14 protein-coding genes, 1 pseudogene and 1 riboswitch are annotated in these 16,980 nt (G+C 51.9%); of the genes and pseudogenes, 7 read left to right on the top strand and 8 right to left on the bottom strand.

Annotated elements, in window-relative coordinates; translation table 11 throughout:
• A pseudogene (locus tag BLQ17_RS17820) lies at window positions 1-234 on the bottom strand (sodium:solute symporter family protein); the annotation flags it as partial.
• Between the two features lie 1,002 nt (window positions 235-1,236).
• Here BLQ17_RS17820 and BLQ17_RS17810 point away from each other — a divergent pair.
• The 4 genes from BLQ17_RS17810 (at window position 1,237) to thiD (ending at window position 5,078) form a co-directional block, all read left to right on the top strand.
• Window positions 1,237-1,857, top strand: a complete 621-nt coding sequence (locus BLQ17_RS17810) for a GntR family transcriptional regulator (protein WP_176761298.1) — start codon at window positions 1,237-1,239, stop codon at window positions 1,855-1,857.
• Window positions 1,858-2,016: 159 nt separating this feature from the next.
• On the top strand, window positions 2,017-3,192 hold the full coding sequence (locus BLQ17_RS17805) for a S1C family serine protease (protein WP_143005541.1): 1,176 nt from the start codon (window positions 2,017-2,019) through the stop codon (window positions 3,190-3,192).
• A gap of 48 nt (window positions 3,193-3,240) precedes the next feature.
• Window positions 3,241-3,331: riboswitch (TPP riboswitch) on the top strand.
• Between the two features lie 94 nt (window positions 3,332-3,425).
• Window positions 3,426-4,232 (top strand): hydroxyethylthiazole kinase, encoded by an 807-nt coding sequence (thiM, locus tag BLQ17_RS17800; protein WP_092225320.1) that lies wholly within the window; start codon window positions 3,426-3,428, stop codon window positions 4,230-4,232.
• A gap of 15 nt (window positions 4,233-4,247) precedes the next feature.
• Window positions 4,248-5,078, top strand: coding sequence for a bifunctional hydroxymethylpyrimidine kinase/phosphomethylpyrimidine kinase (gene thiD, locus BLQ17_RS17795; protein WP_281180557.1), 831 nt, complete (start codon window positions 4,248-4,250; stop codon window positions 5,076-5,078).
• Here thiD and BLQ17_RS17790 read toward each other — a convergent pair whose 3' ends face one another.
• Both BLQ17_RS17790 and pyk read right to left on the bottom strand, forming a co-directional pair.
• Window positions 5,079-6,314: a BaiN/RdsA family NAD(P)/FAD-dependent oxidoreductase gene (locus tag BLQ17_RS17790; protein WP_092225318.1), complete on the bottom strand. Its 1,236-nt coding sequence runs from the start codon at window positions 6,312-6,314 to the stop codon at window positions 5,079-5,081.
• Window positions 6,311-8,056, bottom strand: coding sequence for a pyruvate kinase (pyk, locus tag BLQ17_RS17785; RefSeq protein ID WP_092225316.1), 1,746 nt, complete (start codon window positions 8,054-8,056; stop codon window positions 6,311-6,313). Before pyk ends, BLQ17_RS17790 begins: the two co-directional genes overlap by 4 nt.
• A gap of 388 nt (window positions 8,057-8,444) precedes the next feature.
• Here pyk and BLQ17_RS17780 point away from each other — a divergent pair, with 388 nt between their 5' ends.
• Window positions 8,445-8,879 carry an FKBP-type peptidyl-prolyl cis-trans isomerase gene (locus tag BLQ17_RS17780; RefSeq protein ID WP_092225315.1) on the top strand — a complete coding sequence of 145 codons (435 nt, stop codon included), beginning with the start codon at window positions 8,445-8,447 and terminating at the stop codon, window positions 8,877-8,879.
• 73 nt (window positions 8,880-8,952) lie between these two features.
• Here BLQ17_RS17780 and BLQ17_RS17775 read toward each other — a convergent pair whose 3' ends face one another.
• The 4 genes from BLQ17_RS17775 to BLQ17_RS17760 form a co-directional block, all read right to left on the bottom strand.
• Window positions 8,953-9,951 (bottom strand): glycosyltransferase, encoded by a 999-nt coding sequence (locus BLQ17_RS17775; protein ID WP_092225314.1) that lies wholly within the window; start codon window positions 9,949-9,951, stop codon window positions 8,953-8,955.
• A 300-nt stretch (window positions 9,952-10,251) separates the two neighbouring features.
• Entirely contained in the window at window positions 10,252-10,452 is a 201-nt protein-coding gene (locus tag BLQ17_RS17770) for a cold-shock protein (protein ID WP_092225313.1), read from the bottom strand.
• A gap of 395 nt (window positions 10,453-10,847) precedes the next feature.
• Window positions 10,848-11,945: an HD-GYP domain-containing protein gene (locus BLQ17_RS17765; RefSeq protein ID WP_092225312.1), complete on the bottom strand. Its 1,098-nt coding sequence runs from the start codon at window positions 11,943-11,945 to the stop codon at window positions 10,848-10,850.
• Window positions 11,946-12,255: 310 nt separating this feature from the next.
• Window positions 12,256-13,767, bottom strand: a complete 1,512-nt coding sequence (locus BLQ17_RS17760) for a B12-binding domain-containing radical SAM protein (protein WP_092225310.1) — start codon at window positions 13,765-13,767, stop codon at window positions 12,256-12,258.
• A gap of 177 nt (window positions 13,768-13,944) precedes the next feature.
• On the opposite strand from BLQ17_RS17760, the gene BLQ17_RS17755 reads away from it, so the two are divergent.
• Together BLQ17_RS17755 and pdxH are read left to right on the top strand one after the other, a co-directional pair.
• Window positions 13,945-14,871 (top strand): Tim44 domain-containing protein, encoded by a 927-nt coding sequence (locus tag BLQ17_RS17755; protein ID WP_092225325.1) that lies wholly within the window; start codon window positions 13,945-13,947, stop codon window positions 14,869-14,871.
• 136 nt (window positions 14,872-15,007) lie between these two features.
• Entirely contained in the window at window positions 15,008-15,646 is a 639-nt protein-coding gene (pdxH, locus tag BLQ17_RS17750; RefSeq protein ID WP_092225308.1) for a pyridoxamine 5'-phosphate oxidase, read from the top strand.
• Window positions 15,647-15,673: 27 nt separating this feature from the next.
• Here the strand turns inward: pdxH and BLQ17_RS17745 are convergent, their stop codons facing one another.
• Entirely contained in the window at window positions 15,674-16,846 is a 1,173-nt protein-coding gene (locus BLQ17_RS17745) for an RtcB family protein (RefSeq protein ID WP_092225306.1), read from the bottom strand.
• Between the last annotated feature and the right edge of the window lie 134 nt (window positions 16,847-16,980).

Genomic DNA, 16,980 nt, shown 5'->3' with positions numbered 1-16,980 from the left:
CGGGGTAAGGACCAGGAGCAGAACCGGGTACCCGTCATAGCTGAAGCCGGTTTCCCCCATAAAAGCCACAGTACTGAGAAAACTTGCCACCAGGGTGCCGACTATCATCACCGTCGGCGCGTTGCGGCCGACCACATAGTAATCTTCCATCCCTTTTACTTTTTTACCGGCATAGTTTCCCACGATCACATAAACAATAAAGGTTGCAAAAACACCTATGGCATAGATACTCATATGTTTTGCTCCTTATCCGTTTGGGTGGTCCCCGGTTGTTCCGCAAAATCCCTGCGCAACTGCCAGATCGCAATAAGTCCTATAAAAACAAGCACTCCGCCATAGTAAATCGAAAAAAGGTTAACGGCCAAAACATACCTCCTGTTGGGAATAGGTTTATGGTTTACAGCTTTCAAACGTTTTTTTTTACCTCTTGGCCAGCTTTGTCCTCTAGAGTCACCGATCAGCCTTCAGGAAAACCGTTTCCCGGCAGGGTGGACGGTGTTCCGGGAGTGGTGTCGGTAAGGGCGCAAACATGGTTATATGAGTTTTTCTCCCTCCTTGTTTGAGATTGTCAAATTTGTCCGCTAATAATTCCAGCCACGGCCTGCTTCACTCCCTCACCGGAAACAAGATATATGCCAACCTCAGGGGTTTTATTGAAGCCGGTTTGATAGTTGTTGGTTATTGAGCTGTAATCACATGAGAAAAATCCGGTTTGTTCGGCAAGAAAAAGGTTGTGAATGTATATGTAGTGGAAGTCCGGGGGCTGAGGATGAATCACAACTGCCTTGCAGAGATATCTGTTGACCCGGTTGAGTCTGGGCAGACTCAACCGGGTCGGTCGGTTTGTGAAAATGAAAAAAAATGAAGATTCGACGGGTTAATCGACAATCGGTACGCAGGGCTGAGAAAAAGGTGGTTGATCGGATTCAGTCTTGACTCATATCCCTGTTTTTCTCTTTTCCAGGTATCCGGCAAGCTTCTTATGGTAGCCAAAATTTTTTTCGAATATAATGGCCCACCCTTCGCGTCAGGTCAAATTATCCTGTTCATATATGGTTCATAGGTAAACCCTGTGATAAAAATGGGGATATTTGATGGCGGTCGGGGCAATTGTGAATTGGTCACCTTGCAATTGAACTACACGGATTTTTCGTTTCAAATGGTACTGTCTGCTTTTTCCGGACCGACAATCGGCCGTAACGCAGCATGATGGAAAAGTTATCGAGGCAAAAAAATATGAGTGGGAACAACGTATACCAGGAATTAAAAAAACAGATCATTCTTCTTGATTACAAGCCCGGAGAGGTAATCCGTGAAAAAGAAGTGATGGCAAAATTCGACGTCAGCCGTACCCCGGTCAGGGAAGCGTTGATGCGGTTGGAGATGGACGGGCTGGTTCGAATTATTCCAAATGTCGGAAGTTTTGCAGAGGATGTCAGTTTTCAACAACTCAAGGATGTGCTCGAAACTTATGCCTATCTCGTTAAGCTGTCGGGAATTCTTGCCGCTGAACGAATCAGCAAAGAGGATATTGCAAAGATCCGCGAGCGTGTAAACGGCATGAAACAGACCAAGGAGACAAAAGTATTGATGGGCCTCGATGGAGAAATCCACCAGATAATAAATGATGCGACCAAAAACAAGGTGCTCATAAAAATTTTGAGCGGACTCTATGACCAGTCCATGCGAATCTGGGTATTTGCCGGGGCAGGGGGGAATTACTGGAGAGATCTTGAGAACCAGTTTGAAAATATCGCCAATGCGCTGGAGCGGCGCGACGGGGAGATGACCGCCCGGCTTCTTGAGGAGCACACCAACGGGTTCGTGGAGCATATAAGAAGCCAGCTTGCATTTTAAAATCTGCAGTCATAAGAAATCCTTGTGAAAAAGTTGCCATCTCCGGCAGGAGAGCCCAACGACAATGAAAACAAACTCCACAGGTTGTAAGGCGGGTAACTTGCTGGTAGATTGTTTTGCTATCACGATTGTCCATAACTTCTTTCAAAGGGTTGGTCCATGAGCAAAATGAAATGCCCCAAATGCGGTCATCAACAGGAAAGCAGCGGTAGCGAATGCGAAGCGTGCGGCATTATCTTCGAAAAATATTACAACTACCACAAGAAGCTTTCCCGGCGCAAAAAAGAGAGTGTGGAGAAAACCGGAAGTGGGTTGCCAAAGAAACTTCTGCAGTTTTTACTCGTTGCGGTGATCGTTTCGATATCCGTGTACTACTTTAATGACCATCTGCAGGAGGACCTCATCAAAGGGGTTTCTGTGGAGGGGAAAAGCGTTGATGAGCAGACGGTCGCAGGTTCCTCCGCTGATACCCAATTGAAAACAGCAGGCGATGAGTCGGACGCTCAGGTACACAGGCAACAAAACCCAACTCAGCCCAATGATGCAGCCGATGATCGAAGCGGGCTTGCAAGAGCCCGCAACGCCACCGTGACAATCGAAACTCCATGGGGAACCGGGTCGGGATTTTTCCTCAATGAAAACTACATCGTGACTAACCGTCACGTAGTAGAGTTCAGCCGAGAACGGTTGGAAGAGTTTCGCCATGAGGTTGAAACCGCCGGACGGATGATCGAACTTGAACGTCAAAGAATTGAGGAGCTGCGGCAGCAGCTGGAAGAACTGCCCGACGGTCCGGGACGGGAACAGCTGAAAATTTTCATCGCCGAGCGGGAAAGACAGCTCCAAAGCGTACTGCCGAGGCAGCAGGAGGCCCAGCAGAGACTGGAGATACTTGAACAGGGTTCGGAGCCTTCCGATATCAAGATCATTCTGGCCGACGGCAGTGAACATTACGCCAGTTATCTGCTGGTAAGCGACAATTATGACCTGGCCCTGATGTCGATGTTTTCCGGCCAGCCGGAGCCGATCAAGGTCCCGGTTGCCGGACTGAAAATGCAGCAGGGCGACCGGGTATTCACCATAGGGAGCCCGGTGGGGCTCAGGCAGACGGTCACCTCCGGTATTTTTTCCGGTTATCGCCTGTATGAGCCGGAACAGCAAGTATATCTCCAGACCGATGCCGCGATAAATCCAGGCAACAGCGGAGGACCGCTTGTGGATGAACGAGGCTATGTACGCGGTGTCAACACCATGATTTTAAAGGATACCGAGGGGATCGGGTTTGCAATCCCCATAGATGTGGTATTTGAAGAGTTCGGCGCCACTTTGTTTTAAATGAATCCCTGATAGTTTGACACCGTCGCTTAAGTGTACTATTGTCCGTGGAACTTGCAGGGGTGGCCTCTGGCCTGAGATGATACCCATTGAACCTGAACTGGTTAATACCAGCGGAGGGAGTTGCAGGAAAACAGCAGATCCGTTTCTCGTCTTTTTCCCGATAACAGCTCCACCATCTCAACTGTCGTCCGCCCTTTTGCCACCCAACAAAAAGTGATTGGAGGATAACAGTGGATAATCTTGCCCGGGAAGCTGCCCACAGCCTTACGCTACTGAAAAACAGGGGGCCTCTCATTCATAATATAACCAATTTCGTGGTGATGAATTTCACCGCAAACGTCCTTCTGGCAGCGGGAGCGTCACCGGTGATGGCACACGCTGAAGATGAAGTGGAAGAAATGGTCTCACTTGCGTCCGCGCTGGTGTTGAACCTCGGTACCTTGAGCAGCAGTTGGGTCCGGGCCATGGTGAAAGCGGCAGAGAAGGCCCGCTTCCTTGGGATTCCAATTGTGCTTGATCCGGTTGGTGCCGGAGCAACCAGGCTGCGAACGGATTCCGCGAAAATAATCGCCGAAAAGATAGGGGTGAGCGTCATCAGAGGGAACAGCAGTGAGATTCTCTCCCTGGCCACCGGCGGCTATTCTACCAAAGGGGTCGACGCGCTGCACGATGTTGACGAGGCCGGAGAGGTGGCCAGGAAGTTGGCCGAAGATCTCGGCACCACGATCGCCATAACCGGAGAGGTCGACCTGGTAACCGACGGCAAAAGAGTTGTAAGAGTTGCAAACGGCCACCCGATGATGCCTGTGGTGACAGGTACCGGCTGTGCGGCGACGGCTGTTATAGGTGCCTTTGCAGCCGTGGGCGACGATCCCCTGGCGGCAGCGGCAGGGGGGCTTGCCTGTTTTGGCCTTGCAGGTGAAAAAGCAGCAGCGGTGGCTAAAGGACCGGCAAGTTTTGCGGTTGCACTGATCGATTCGCTCTTTGGGCTCACGGAAGACGAGCTTTTGCAGGGAGCGAGAATTGTTGAAGGGTAAAGTGGTGATGGAATCATGAACGAAAAAAGAAAAATGCGACATTATACCAGGGTAGTGACGATTGCCGGATCAGACAGCGGAGGAGGAGCCGGAGTCCAGGCGGATCTTAAAACAATCTCGGCTTGCGGATGTTACGCCATGTCGGTCATCACCGCCCTGACAGCACAGAACACCGTGGGGGTGTCGGCAATTCACCCGGTGCCTGTCGACTTTGTCCGGCAGCAGATTGGTGCCGTGATGGACGATATCGGGACCGACGCGGTGAAGCTCGGGATGTTGTACTCATCTGAGTTGATCGAGGCGGTATCGGGACAATTGAGCGAATATCGGATGAAAAATATTGTCCTTGACCCGGTGATGGTCGCGACCAGCGGTGAAAAACTGGTCAGGAGCGAGGCGGTCGAGGCGCTCAAGAGATTTCTTATCCCCAAGGCCGATCTCATAACACCCAACGTCCCTGAAGCGGAAGTGCTGCTGGAGCGAAAAATTTCGACCAGAGATGATCTCGAACATGCGGCGGAACAGCTCAGCGAACTCGGGTGCGACAACGTCCTCATCAAAGGAGGGCACCTTGCGGACGGCAGCTGCAGTGATCTACTCTATCTGGGGCGGGAGAAAAAGAGTCTGTGGTTTGACGCCGACAGGATTGCGACCAACAACAGCCATGGTACCGGGTGTACCCTCTCTTCGGCAATTGCCTGCGGCCTCGCCAAGGGGGAAACCCTGGCGGAAGCGGTGCGGCTGGGGAAGGAATATGTGACCGGGGCAATTGCGGCGGGAGCGGATTACCAGATCGGCAGCGGCCATGGGCCGGTGAATCATTTTTATCGATTTTTCAACAGCTGATCATCCCACTGACATTCCGGCAAGCCAGCCGGTGGAAAAAGCGGCTTGGAGGTTGTATCCGCCGGTGTCCGCCTGGAGATCGAGCAGTTCGCCGACAACATGGAGTCCCTGTACCAGTTTCGATTCCATGGTTCTCGGGTCTATCTCTTTTAAGCTGATGCCGCCTGAGGTGACGATCGCTTCATCCCATGACCGAAACCCGGTCACGGGCAGGCGAAAATTTTTTAACCAGTGGACCAGGTTGTTTCTTGCTTTTGCCGGAAAAGATGTGGTGTCGATCTCTTGTGCAATATTGCAATCGGCAAGACAGATATCGACGAGTTGCTGTGGCAGTAGTCCGCGCAGAATTGAAGAGACAGGTTCTCCCCTGCGGGCTTTCAGGTCGCGCATCAGCCGGGCGGTCAGTTTTTTCTCGTCAAGGGCAGGCTTGAGGTCAACACAAAGAGTTACCTCGTGATTGCGATTGAGCGCTTCCACCGCTATACTGCTCAGGGTCAGGGCGGTGGGGCCCGAAATAATGTGTCCTGTGATGTAGAGTTCGCCAAATTCCTGGGTTTTCTTTTTCCTGTCAATAAAAAGGCGCAGTAAAATGTTTCTGAGTTCGACCTCGGGGACCAACTCCAGGGCAGGATGGCTTGACACCAGCGGGACCAGGGCCGGCTGGAGTGGCGTCACCTTATGGCCGATCTCTGCAAGCAAGCCATATCCGTCGCCGGCGGACCCTGTGCGTGGATACGACATGCCCCCGGTTGCGACCACTACGCTGTCGCAGGGGTATGTTGCGCCGCTGCATTCAACCCCGGTGACCCTGTTATTTTCCGTGATGATCCTGGTAACCCGGCGTTGATGGTGCACGGTTACACCAAGAGCTTTCAACCAGTTGTTGAGTACCCGTACAACATCAAGGGCGCGGCCGCTTGCGGGGAAATAGCGCCCTCCGCGCTCAAGTGTTACCGCAAGACCCTTGTCAGCGAAAAAATCGATAAGTTCCTTACTGAAAAAACGGTCAAAGCACTGCCTGAGAAAACGGCCGTTTTTGCCGAAATGGGTCAGAAAATCGGTCAATTCGGTACTGTTGGTGAGATTGCACCTTCCTTTCCCGCTGATCCCGATTTTCCGCCCGGTCTGTTTCATCTTTTCAAACAGGTGCACCTCCATGCCCCGTTCGGCGGCGATACCGGCGGCCATAAGCCCAGCAGCGCCTCCACCTATGACTATTGCGCGTTTTTTTTTCATGGATTGATACCGGCTCCGTAGGAAATCCGGCCGGAGTTGCCGTCGATGGTTACCGTCTGGCCGTTTGCCAGAAGAGTTCTTGCATCACGGACGTTGCAGATCACCGGGATGTTATGTTCCCGGCCGATGATGGCCGCATGGGTGGTGAGCCCGGGGGTTTCGGCGATAATTCCCCTGATTTTCCGGATATGGTCGAGGATGTCGTCGTCGGTGCCCGAAACTACGGCAATGGCGCCTTCAGGAATAGTCTTGAGATCCATATGGCTGCTGATGATATGAATTCTCCCTTCTGCCACTCCGCCGCCGCATCCCTGGCCGGTAAAACAGATATCGGCCATCTGCCGAACCTTGAGCATATTGGTTGTCCCGGTGGTGCCGATCGGCATGCCGGCGGAGATGACCACCAGGTCCTTATGGTGAATAAATCCCTTTTCCCGTGCTATATTGCAGGCCAGGTCAAGCTGCTGGTCCATGGTCGAAGCGGCTGCGCCATGAAGGGTTATCACTCCCCGGACCACCTGCAGCTGGCGGAGGTTTTCCATGTTCGGGCTCACGGCGATGATCGGTGCCTCCGGACGATGCCTTGCCACCATGCGGGCAGTGGAACCTGATGTGGTACAGGTTATTATCGCCCTGGCACCAAGGTCAGCTGCGGTTCTGCAGCAGGCGTAGGAAATGGCGTCGGTTATGGTTTTTCGCCTGTTTTTCAGTCCGGTGGCAAGAATTGTCTCATAATCAAGCGACGCCTCGCTTATGTTCGCGCAGCGTGCGAGAAATTCTATCGCCTGAACCGGATATTTTCCCACCGCGGTTTCAGCTGACAGCATCACCGCATCTGTGCCGTCGAAAATGGCATTGGTGACGTCACTTGCTTCCGCCCTGGTTGGCGAGGGACTGGTAACCATAGATTCGAGCATCTGGGTCGCGGTAATCACCGGTTTTCCGGAGCGGTTGCATGCTTGTATGATCTTTTTCTGCAATACCGGAACCTCTTCGGCGGGAAGCTCGACGCCAAGATCTCCTCTGGCGACCATGAGCCCTTCCGCCGCCTCAAGGATCTCGTCAAGATTGTCTACCCCCTGGCGGTTCTCTATTTTTGCTATAATCGCCTGATTGCCGCCGTTATCCTCAATAATTTCCCGAACGGCCCAGATGTCGTCGGCCTTTCTTACGAAAGAGGCGGCGATAAAGTCGACACCCTGGACCACGCCGAAAGCTATATCGCTTTTATCTTTATCGGACAGGGAAGGCAACTTGACAATGGTGTCGGGGATACTGACCCTTTTTCTTCTGGTGAGAACGCCGCCTACCATAACCCGGGAAATTACATCGTCGTCTCTAATATCGACCACTTGCAACCGGAGCTTACCGTCGTCGAGCAGGATTGTGGTGCCGACCGCAACATCGGAGGCCAGACCCGGATAGTTAACGCCTATCCGGTCTGCTCCGCAGCTGTCCTGGTCTGTAGTTATGACCAGGGTCTGCCCGGCACTGATTTCAAGCGGTTGCGCCAGGTCACCCACGCGTATTTCAGGGCCCCTGGTGTCGAGGAGAATTGCGGTATGACTGCCGGCGGCCTTGCGCGCCTGCTTGACCTGGTCGATGGCGTTCCGGTGACTTTGCCGGTCGCCGTGGGAGAGGTTTATCCTCGCAACATTCATTCCCGCTTCGATCAATGCGACAAGGCTGTCAACGGACCCTGTGCTTGGCCCGAGGGTGGCAATAATTTTTGTCTTTGTCATGTCAGGTTCGGCAATGTGGTGGTTGAAAGGGTGTTGTTGGTTGCGAAAATTCAGCAGTCGAGTCAGCTTACTAAAGAATAGCAAAAAGGAAAAGGATCACGTGCGATTTGGCAACAGGAAGAAATGATGCTGGAAATAGACGTCGATAATGGCGCACTTCTACGGCCCAACCGGTTTTTTTAGAAGATTGGCGAAAGAGTGTGGTTGTATAATGGTATAAGATGGTTACTAGTAGTAGCCCTAAGCGATAGGAATTCTCAGAGGTTTTGAAAATTTCGTAGTGAGCTGCTGGTGTCGTTAGGGGCCTGATGGTCTGTCGCCGGTGTAAGTTCTAACATCTTAATAGAGGTAAAAACATTAAAAGTCGGTAGAGGCTTGAGGGAGAAAAATGACTGAAGCAAGAAAAGGCGATAACGTAAAAGTTCACTACACCGGTAGTCTTGACGACGGTACTGTTTTCGACAGTTCCACAGGCAAGGAACCGCTCTGTTTTGCCTTAGGTACCGGGCAGGTCATCGAAGGGTTCGAGCAGGCCGTGGAGGGGATGAGCGTGGGTGAAGAGAAGACTGTCCTTATTCCGGCGGACAAAGCCTATGGGCAACGTAACGATCAGCTGGTTTTCCAGGCGCCGCTCGAACAGGTTCCTCCCGACCTCAAGCCAGAGGTGGGAATGCCTCTGGAGATGGGCGGTGCCAACGGTGAAATTCTGCGGGTCGTTGTGGCGGAACTGACCGATACCCATATCACCCTGGATGCAAATCCGCCTCTTGCGGGCCAGGATCTGACCTTTAAGATTGAACTCGTGGAGTGCACCACACCGTAACTTCTTACAATATAAAGTATAAATTAATATTTTTTGTCAGCTTGTGGCCGAAAGGGATGGGATCTCTTTCGGCCTATCCGGCTTGTGACAGGATTTTCCGGTAGTACGATTCGTATTCTGTTACCACCCCGCCAAGTAAAAACCTCTGGCGGTGTTTCTTTTTTATTTCATCAAAACGGTGTTCAAAAAGAGGGTAGTTGCGGTAAATTTCAGTAATTTTTGCAGCAAGAGCGTCATGACTGGTCACCATCTCACCCGGCAGGATTTCTGGGATGAGGCCAACCGGGGTTGAGAGCAGGCAGTTGCCGTAAAATAAACACTCGATCGCGGTCTTGGGACCGCCTTCCTTATGCGAGGCTATGACGACCAGGTGCGCCGCGGCCATCTGCCTGTCGATATCTTCCCGGTGACCGAGGAATTCAACTTTCGATTCCAGACGGAGCGATTTGACAAGGGTTTTGAGTTTGTCGTGTTCCCCCCCTGTTCCTGCTATCTTGAGGGAAAAGTCAAAATTGAGCAGACCCGCCTGGGTTATGAGTTCAGCAAAACCCTTGATCCTGTCGAGTCGGCCGACGGAGAGGATGGTGAACGTATCAGGTCTGGGGGCAGGTGCCAGCGGAAGCGGTTCAATGCCGTTGGTGATCACCTCGACCAGGCCGCAACTGTTGGTGATTGAAGCCTTCACCTTGGCAGATACCGCGCTCACCCATTGCAGTCTGTTAAAAATTTTTCCTTTGCGGTCATTATGTTTGGTACCGAGGTGAGGAATTTTGCAAAACCGGTTGATTCTTGAAATCAGAATGGAACCCTTGACTGCGTGAGTGTGAACCAGATCCGGACCGATGTCTTTTACGATGCGGTAAATTTCATAGTGGAGCAGCGGGTTGTTGATGGTAGGGTGTGAGGTGAGAGGCACGATGGTGACCTTCTCGTCGAATTTGTCCCTGTATACGCTGTCGGCAAGTATAATGGCGAACACATCATGGCGGGCGGACAGCTTGTTGGCGAGCTCCACCATCACCATCTCCGCGCCGCCGTATCCTGAGGAAGCCATGAATTGAATGATTTTCATCGGATAAAAAAGCTGGGGTTCATTATCGGGTGCTTGGTCATACCACAGCGAATATACGCCAATGTCTTTTGGCTTTTTGTAACCCGCTGTTCTTTAAAAAATAGAGACTTTGTTTTTTATGCGCTGGGGCGGTCTTCTGGAAAAAAGGAAATTTTCAGTTGCGCCGCGATGCTAAAGGGGCCGTATAACTTTTTGTTGCCGCTGCCGGGCTGGGATGTTAAAAAAGCGGCGGCAGGGTCTGAAAACGACAAAGCCCTCAACCGAAAGGTGAGGGCTTTGTCGTCTGTTATCAGTCGTCGGTTATATCTGGACGACGTTTGCAGCAGCAGGACCCTTGGGGCCGTCTACCACTTCAAAAGTTACCCGTGCACCTTCGTCAAGTGATCTAAAACCTTCGGACTTAATCGCCGTGTGATGAACAAAAACGTCGTTGCCGCCGTCCTGCTCGATAAAACCAAAACCTTTTGCGTTATTAAACCACTTTACAGTTCCTTCAGCCATCTTGTACTACTCCTTTGTGCTCGGCTTCTTCGAAGCCAGTTTGGTAAATGCCGAAACAATAACTCATCGTTCGACGGGGTATCTGAGGGTGCTCAGATGAACTCAGCAGCCGCCAGGAAAGGCCGGACCTGTCCCGGAGCCGCTTGATGTTATATCTATTGTAACTTTTAATCGTGCCTCTTGGTAGGATCTGCCGTCACGTTCTGAAATCAGTGTTGACATCTCTTCATGGCGGCGTCGGAGTACCCGACTCCCCCATTGACAGGGAAAACACCAGGGAATTGAATATTTTTCACTGTTCGACACAATAACCAAATGTGCAGAATTAGCAATAAAAGAATTGGCACCTTTTAAAAAAAAATCCTTGGAAAAGCAATCTTTCAGGAGATTTGTTGTTAATTCGCATAGTTGTGCCAGTAGCTTTTTTTGAACTTGAATTTACCTGTGGAAACAAGTTGGTGGCACACATCAACTACCTTGGCATCATAGAGCTGGCCCCTGCCGTTTGATATCTCTGCAAGAGCGTTTTCAAGACCCATCGACGGACGGTAAGGCCGGTGAGAACTCAGCGCTTCCACCACGTCAGCTACGGCGATGATCTTGGATTCGAGGAGGATCTCCCTGTCCTTCAGACCGCGGGGGTAACCCGAACCGTCAAGCCGTTCATGGTGCTGGAGGATTGTTTCGGCAATAGGCCAGGGAAACTGGATATCCTTGAGAATCTCGTGACCGATCTCCGGATGGGTTTTAATGATGCCGAACTCGTGTTCCGTCAGTCGTCCGGGTTTGCTTAAAATATCGGTCGGAACACTGGTTTTGCCAAGATCATGGATGGACCCGGCGAGCCTGATGCCGTTGATGGTATCTTTGGGCAGTCCCATGGCGGTGGCAATCGCCCGCGACAGATCGGCAACCCGACGCTGGTGCCCGGCGGTATAGGGGTCCCTTTTTTCCACCGTCATGGCCACCGCCTGGATAGTACCGCCGAGGGCTTTGCGCAAGGTCTCCAGAGTTTGTCGCAACCGGCTTTCCGACCGTACGAAATCGGTGATATCCCGAAAACTCCAGACCCGACCGACAGTTTTTCCTTCAAGGATCTGCGGCAGGGAGACGCGTTCGAAAATCCTGCCATCTTTAAACTCAACGATGTCATGATTTTCCACTTCGGGATGGGCGTAGATCTGTCCAGTTTTTTCAAGAAAGATTTCCGGGTCCCTGACCAGCTTCAGGATATGGGCCAGCACCTGGTTGTCGTCCTGGGAGGTCATCAGCTTCTGCGGAATATCGCACAGTTTCAGGAATCTGCGGTTGAAGTTGACGATCCTTCCAGCTCGGTTGACTACCACGATGCCGTCTGCGGTGGATTCAAGGGTGGCCTTGAGCACGGAAGTTGTCTCAGCGCTTTGATCTTTTATGATTTTATGCTGAATAGCTTCTCGCTCCAGGTACTTTATCCGGGCGACAAGTTCATCGTAGGTTGGTTTTTCGGTCATGACACCTGAAAGATAGAAGGTAGCGCAACAGGGACTGTAGGCAATGGGGGGTGGTGTCTGGCGAACGCTTTTGCCGGTCACCGTTACCAGGGCCTATGCCGCTCTCATCATTTAATGCTATAACATAACGACAAAAAATAATCGTTCATAGTACCACAATCTGATCGGAAGCCAAAGCGTAACATTTACTTGCTCCTCACTTTTCAGGCTCTTGGTCCGAGCGGCTGGCGGCGAGGGCGACGATGTCTTTTTCAGGTCCGACCTGATCCAGCTGTATTACAGGGCAATCCGGTGCCGACAGCATAATTCTTCATAAGAAAAATGGGGCATGATTGGAGCCAAAAGAAGGCGGGTCCCGTAGCAGGATAGCGGCTATCTGCTCGTTACGCTTGAAATCTTTTTCCAGGAACCTGCGGATATCGCCGCGGTTCCATCCCTTGGGGTGGACAAACTGTCGGTAGATCGAAAGGTCGCCATCGTAAAATTTTGAAACCTCAAGGTCCGAGGCTTCCCGGGCACACAGCGGGAGATTGAAGATAGAAAGATTGAGAAAACTTATTTCCAGGTGGTGGTCAAGTACGAAATCCATGGTCCTGAAGGCCGCCTCCCGGTCTTCCTCCGGAGTTCCGAAAAGCAGGTAGATGTAGGTTCCGATTCCGGCTTCACGCAAATTTTTCAGAGCTGTTGACGCAAGCTGCAGATCTATACCTTTGTTCATCGCTTCAAGCACCCGGCTGTCACCCGACTCGAGACCGATTTTAAGCATGGCGCAGCCGGATTTTTTCAGCTGGAAACAAAAGTTTTTGTCCGCGAGCAGGTGGTTGAATCGGACAAACCCGTACCAGGGCGTAACCCGCTGTTGCCGAGTTGCAAGCATCTGCAGGGTCGTGGGGCTGATGGCATTATCGAGAAAATGGATCAGCATCGGGCGATTATGTCGGCTGAGGATATCGAGCTCGGTGGCGGTCTGGTCCGGATGGTTGTGCATATAAGGGTTCGCCTCACTTTTTTCAGGACAGAAATTGCACTTTCTCCAGTAGCAGCCGTAGGAACTGGCAACCGGGAGGGTAACCCTCGGGGAAAGGTAGGACTGTTTGTTGAACTGTGTGAAATCCGGACCGGAGCTGCCAACGTGAGAAGTACGCCCTGTGAGCAACCGGACAAGAGGTTCTTCGCCTTTTCCGGCAATGAAATGATCGACGATTGCGTGAAACGGTTCGTCGTAGCGGGGGTGACTGAGCCAGGTGGTCGCGAGTCCGCCGCCGATCACGATCCGAATTTTGGGATGGTGTCTCTTGAGGTAGCCGATCATGGCAAATGTGGTCAGCGCCTGGCTGAGATAATTGAGGGAAAAGCCGGCGAAAGTGGAATCGGACCGAAAAAGCAGTGTTTCAAACCTGTCGCTGAAATAGGGATAGAAAAGATTTGACTCAAAGTTGGCCGCAGCCTCCAGCAGATCGCGGCTGTTCAGCGGAGAGAGGGTGTTGTCCTGGTAATTGGCTAAAGAGAGCTGGACGTCGCATCTTCTCCCGGATATTTCGAGAACCCTGTTTATATCCGAGACGGCACGCCGGTATTTGTCCCTGTTGCCATAGGTCTTCTCCCACCGCAGTGCATGAAGATTTTTATCTATATTGTTAAAAGCCCTTTTCGACCATGTGTCATTTGCCACAGTAGTCTTGTGAAGAAGGAACTCAAGAGCTTCGATATTCATATCGCAAAGTGTACACGGCAGGTTATTCACCTTGAGTGCTGCGGCAAGGTATGCAAGTGAGGCCGGAGGTTCGGACGGTATGGTTAGGGGTGGATTGATTATTAGCATAGAATAGTTGGAAAAAATTAAGGCAAATTTGACGACTTGTTATGGCATCTCGTAAAAGAGGTACTATAATGTAGCGCGGGTTTGATTATGATCAACGAAAAACGAAACGCAGTAGTCTGTCCGGCTGCTCTCCTTTATGTAAAAGGTCAGTCTGTCGGCGAAACAAAAGGATTATCGATGAAAACATTTTGCAGAACTTTGGCACCTGTCCTTCTGGTGTTGCTTGCATTCAGCCTGATTGAAGCAGGAATCACTGCCCAATACGCTGATGCCCGCTCAAAACTGGGAGGACGCACGTTTAAAACAACTAAAACGTATAAAAGCAGCCCGTCTGTATCACCACAGCCTTCCGGGGTGAAACAGAAGAGCGGCTTCGGCAGCGGCCTGATGGGAGGGTTGCTGGGTGGAGCCCTTGGCGGCATGCTCTTTGGCTCGATGTTCGGAATGGGTGGGAGCGGTATGGGGATTCTCCCCCTGCTGCTGCTTGGCGGAATAGCCTATTTTCTGTTCAGGAGGTTTTCTTCTGTTACCAGGGGGCGCCCGGGTCCGGGTTCATACCCGGGCTACGGCAACCAGGCAAAGCAGCAACCCTTCGGCTCGTTCGATTCACCTGAAGGCGGCGGTAATCAGGGTGCGTCGTTTACTCCAGACATCGGGACCAGCCTGCTGGAGGAAGGTCTTGCCCAGATACAGCGAACCGACAAAAAGTTTGATCCGAACTATTTCAAGGAAGTGGCATCGGATGTCTTTTTTCAGGTTCAGGCGGGGTGGATGAGAAGGGATGTCGATTCCTATCGGCACCTGCTGGGGGAGCAGCTGGCAAAAGAGTACGAAGACCATTTTGCCGGGATGCGTGCGAAGGGTGTGATAAACAAGCTGGAATCGATTGCCATCAGGAGCGTGGAGGTGGTTGAGGCGGGCAGCGACGGCCGTGAAGATTTCGTGACCGTACGTTTTACCGCCAACCTGCTTGACTATTACGTTGACGATAAAACCGGAGAGTTGGTTGAAGGCAGTATGACAGATCCGGTGAAGTTTGAGGAAGACTGGACCTGGGCAAGGCCTGTCTCCACCCAGGACTGGAAGCTTGAAGGGATCAAGTAGCATTGTCGGGAGTGTGCGGTGGTGACCGCACAGGTATGAATCCGTGATGCATCGACAATAAAAAATGGTGTGCCGGTAGCCCCCATATTTGACAAGACAGGGGGGACCGGCACCGTTTATTTGAAGGGAGAAAAAGGTGGATTTAAGTCAGTTTCGTCGCGAATATCTCAAGGGCGGATTGTCCCGTTCTGATCTGAAGGATGATCCGGTAGTGCAGTTCAGCGACTGGTTCAGCCAGGCGAGAGAAACGGATATCGCCGACCCCACCGCCATGATTCTGGCAACGGTCTCCAGGAACGGGATGCCAAGCCAGAGAACGGTGCTGCTGAAATACTTCGATGAAAGCGGATTTGTCTTCTTTACCAATTTCGGGAGCAGGAAGGCCCTGGAGATTAAGGAAAACCAGAAAGTGAGCCTGCTCTTTCCGTGGCTAGACCTGGAACGGCAGGTAATGGTCAACGGTATCGCGTCAAAAATATCAACTGCGGAATCTGCCAAATATTTTATGAGCCGGCCCAGGGAAAGCCAGATGGCGGCCTGGGTTTCAAGCCAAAGCAATACCCTCTCCTCAAGAGCGATGCTGCTCCAGAAGTTTAATGAGATGAAACGGAAAATCGGTGAAAAAAAAGTCCCGCTGCCTACATTCTGGGGGGGATTCCGGGTGAAACCGCTGCAGATTGAATTCTGGCAGGGGCGTAAAAGCAGGCTCCACGACCGGTTCCTCTACAGTCTTGACGAAACCGGGAAGTGGTCGGTGGCCCGTCTCGCCCCGTGAACAGGGCATTATCACCCATGAAACCAGTTACCCTTTAACCACTGCCAGGGGGCTCAGGGTAACTGTTTTTTCAACCAGATCCTGCTGATTTTCAAGTACCTCGTGGACGTCCTTGTAGGCGCCGGCCGCTTCATCCAGGTCCTTTTTATGGCGAATGGCGTGGATAACGCCTCTTTTTTTCAAAAATTCGATCTCCCTGGCTAGATTCAGCTGGCGCCGCGCCTGTTTCCTACCCAGTTTTCGGCCGGCTCCGTGGGAACAGGACATAAAGCTTTCTGGCGCGCCGAGTCCTTTGACTATGAAACTGTTGCTTCCCTGTGAACCGGGAATTATGCCGATACCGTCCTTTACGGCTTTGGTAGCACCTTTGCGGTGAACGATTACATCTTCGCCGAAGTGGTGTTCCTTTGACGCGTAATTGTGGGCTATGTCGACGGCAGGCGCAAAGGTTGCGGTCGGGTCGGTGTCGGCAATGATAGCGCAGACTCGAGACATCATCTCTTTACGGTTGGCGGCTGCGAACCGGACGCAGTACTCCATCTCCGTGAAATAGTTGCTGCCGTTTGTGGAACAAATCGGCAGGTAATCGAGCTGCCACTTGGGGTCTATTTTCAGTCCGCCGCTTTTGTGGAAATCCTTTGCCAGCTGGTTGTAGTAGCCGGCAATCCTGTAGCCGATGTTTCTGGAGCCGGAATGGATCATCAGCCAGATGTGGCCGTCGTTGCCCATCTGGATCTCTATGAAATGGTTTCCTCCACCAAGGGTTCCGAGCTGGTACCTCCCCTTTTCAAACTCCCTGGCGATCACCGGGAGGCTGCTTTCGGAGATGGCCGTCGATAGGTCCGGCATCAGCTTCGCAGGCCGCGGTTTTTTGTGATGGTTGAAGCCTAACGGGATTGTCTCGCGGATGCGGGCGACGATTTTTTTCAGCTCGCTCGGTTCGATGCTTGTAAGAGAGGTTCGTACGGCACGCACTCCGCACCCTATGTCGACTCCGACGGCGTTGGGAATTACCACGCCTATGGTGGCGGCTACCCCGCCAATGGGCATGCCGTAGCCGACATGTGCATCGGGCATGAGCGCTATGTGGTGGTGGGTAAAAGGAAAATTCGCCAGGTTTTTCACCTGTTGGAGCGTCTCCCTGTCGATATTGTCCAGCCAGAGCTTGATAGGAATTCTTTCGGTGGTTATTATTCTCATGACTTTGTCGTAAATATTTACTTTTTATTTACCTTTTAACCGGCGTTAAAAATTTATAATGCCAGAAGACTGACTCTTGCAGCTGTTTTGTCCAACAGCACTGGAGGTTGCTGCCGGCAAGAAGGTCTGCCGGC

This window comes from Desulforhopalus singaporensis, from assembly GCF_900104445.1.
Taxonomy (GTDB): Bacteria; Desulfobacterota; Desulfobulbia; order Desulfobulbales; family Desulfocapsaceae; genus Desulforhopalus_A; species Desulforhopalus_A singaporensis.
Note: the sequence above shows the minus strand (reverse complement) of the source record. Positions and strands in the feature narration are given on the sequence as shown.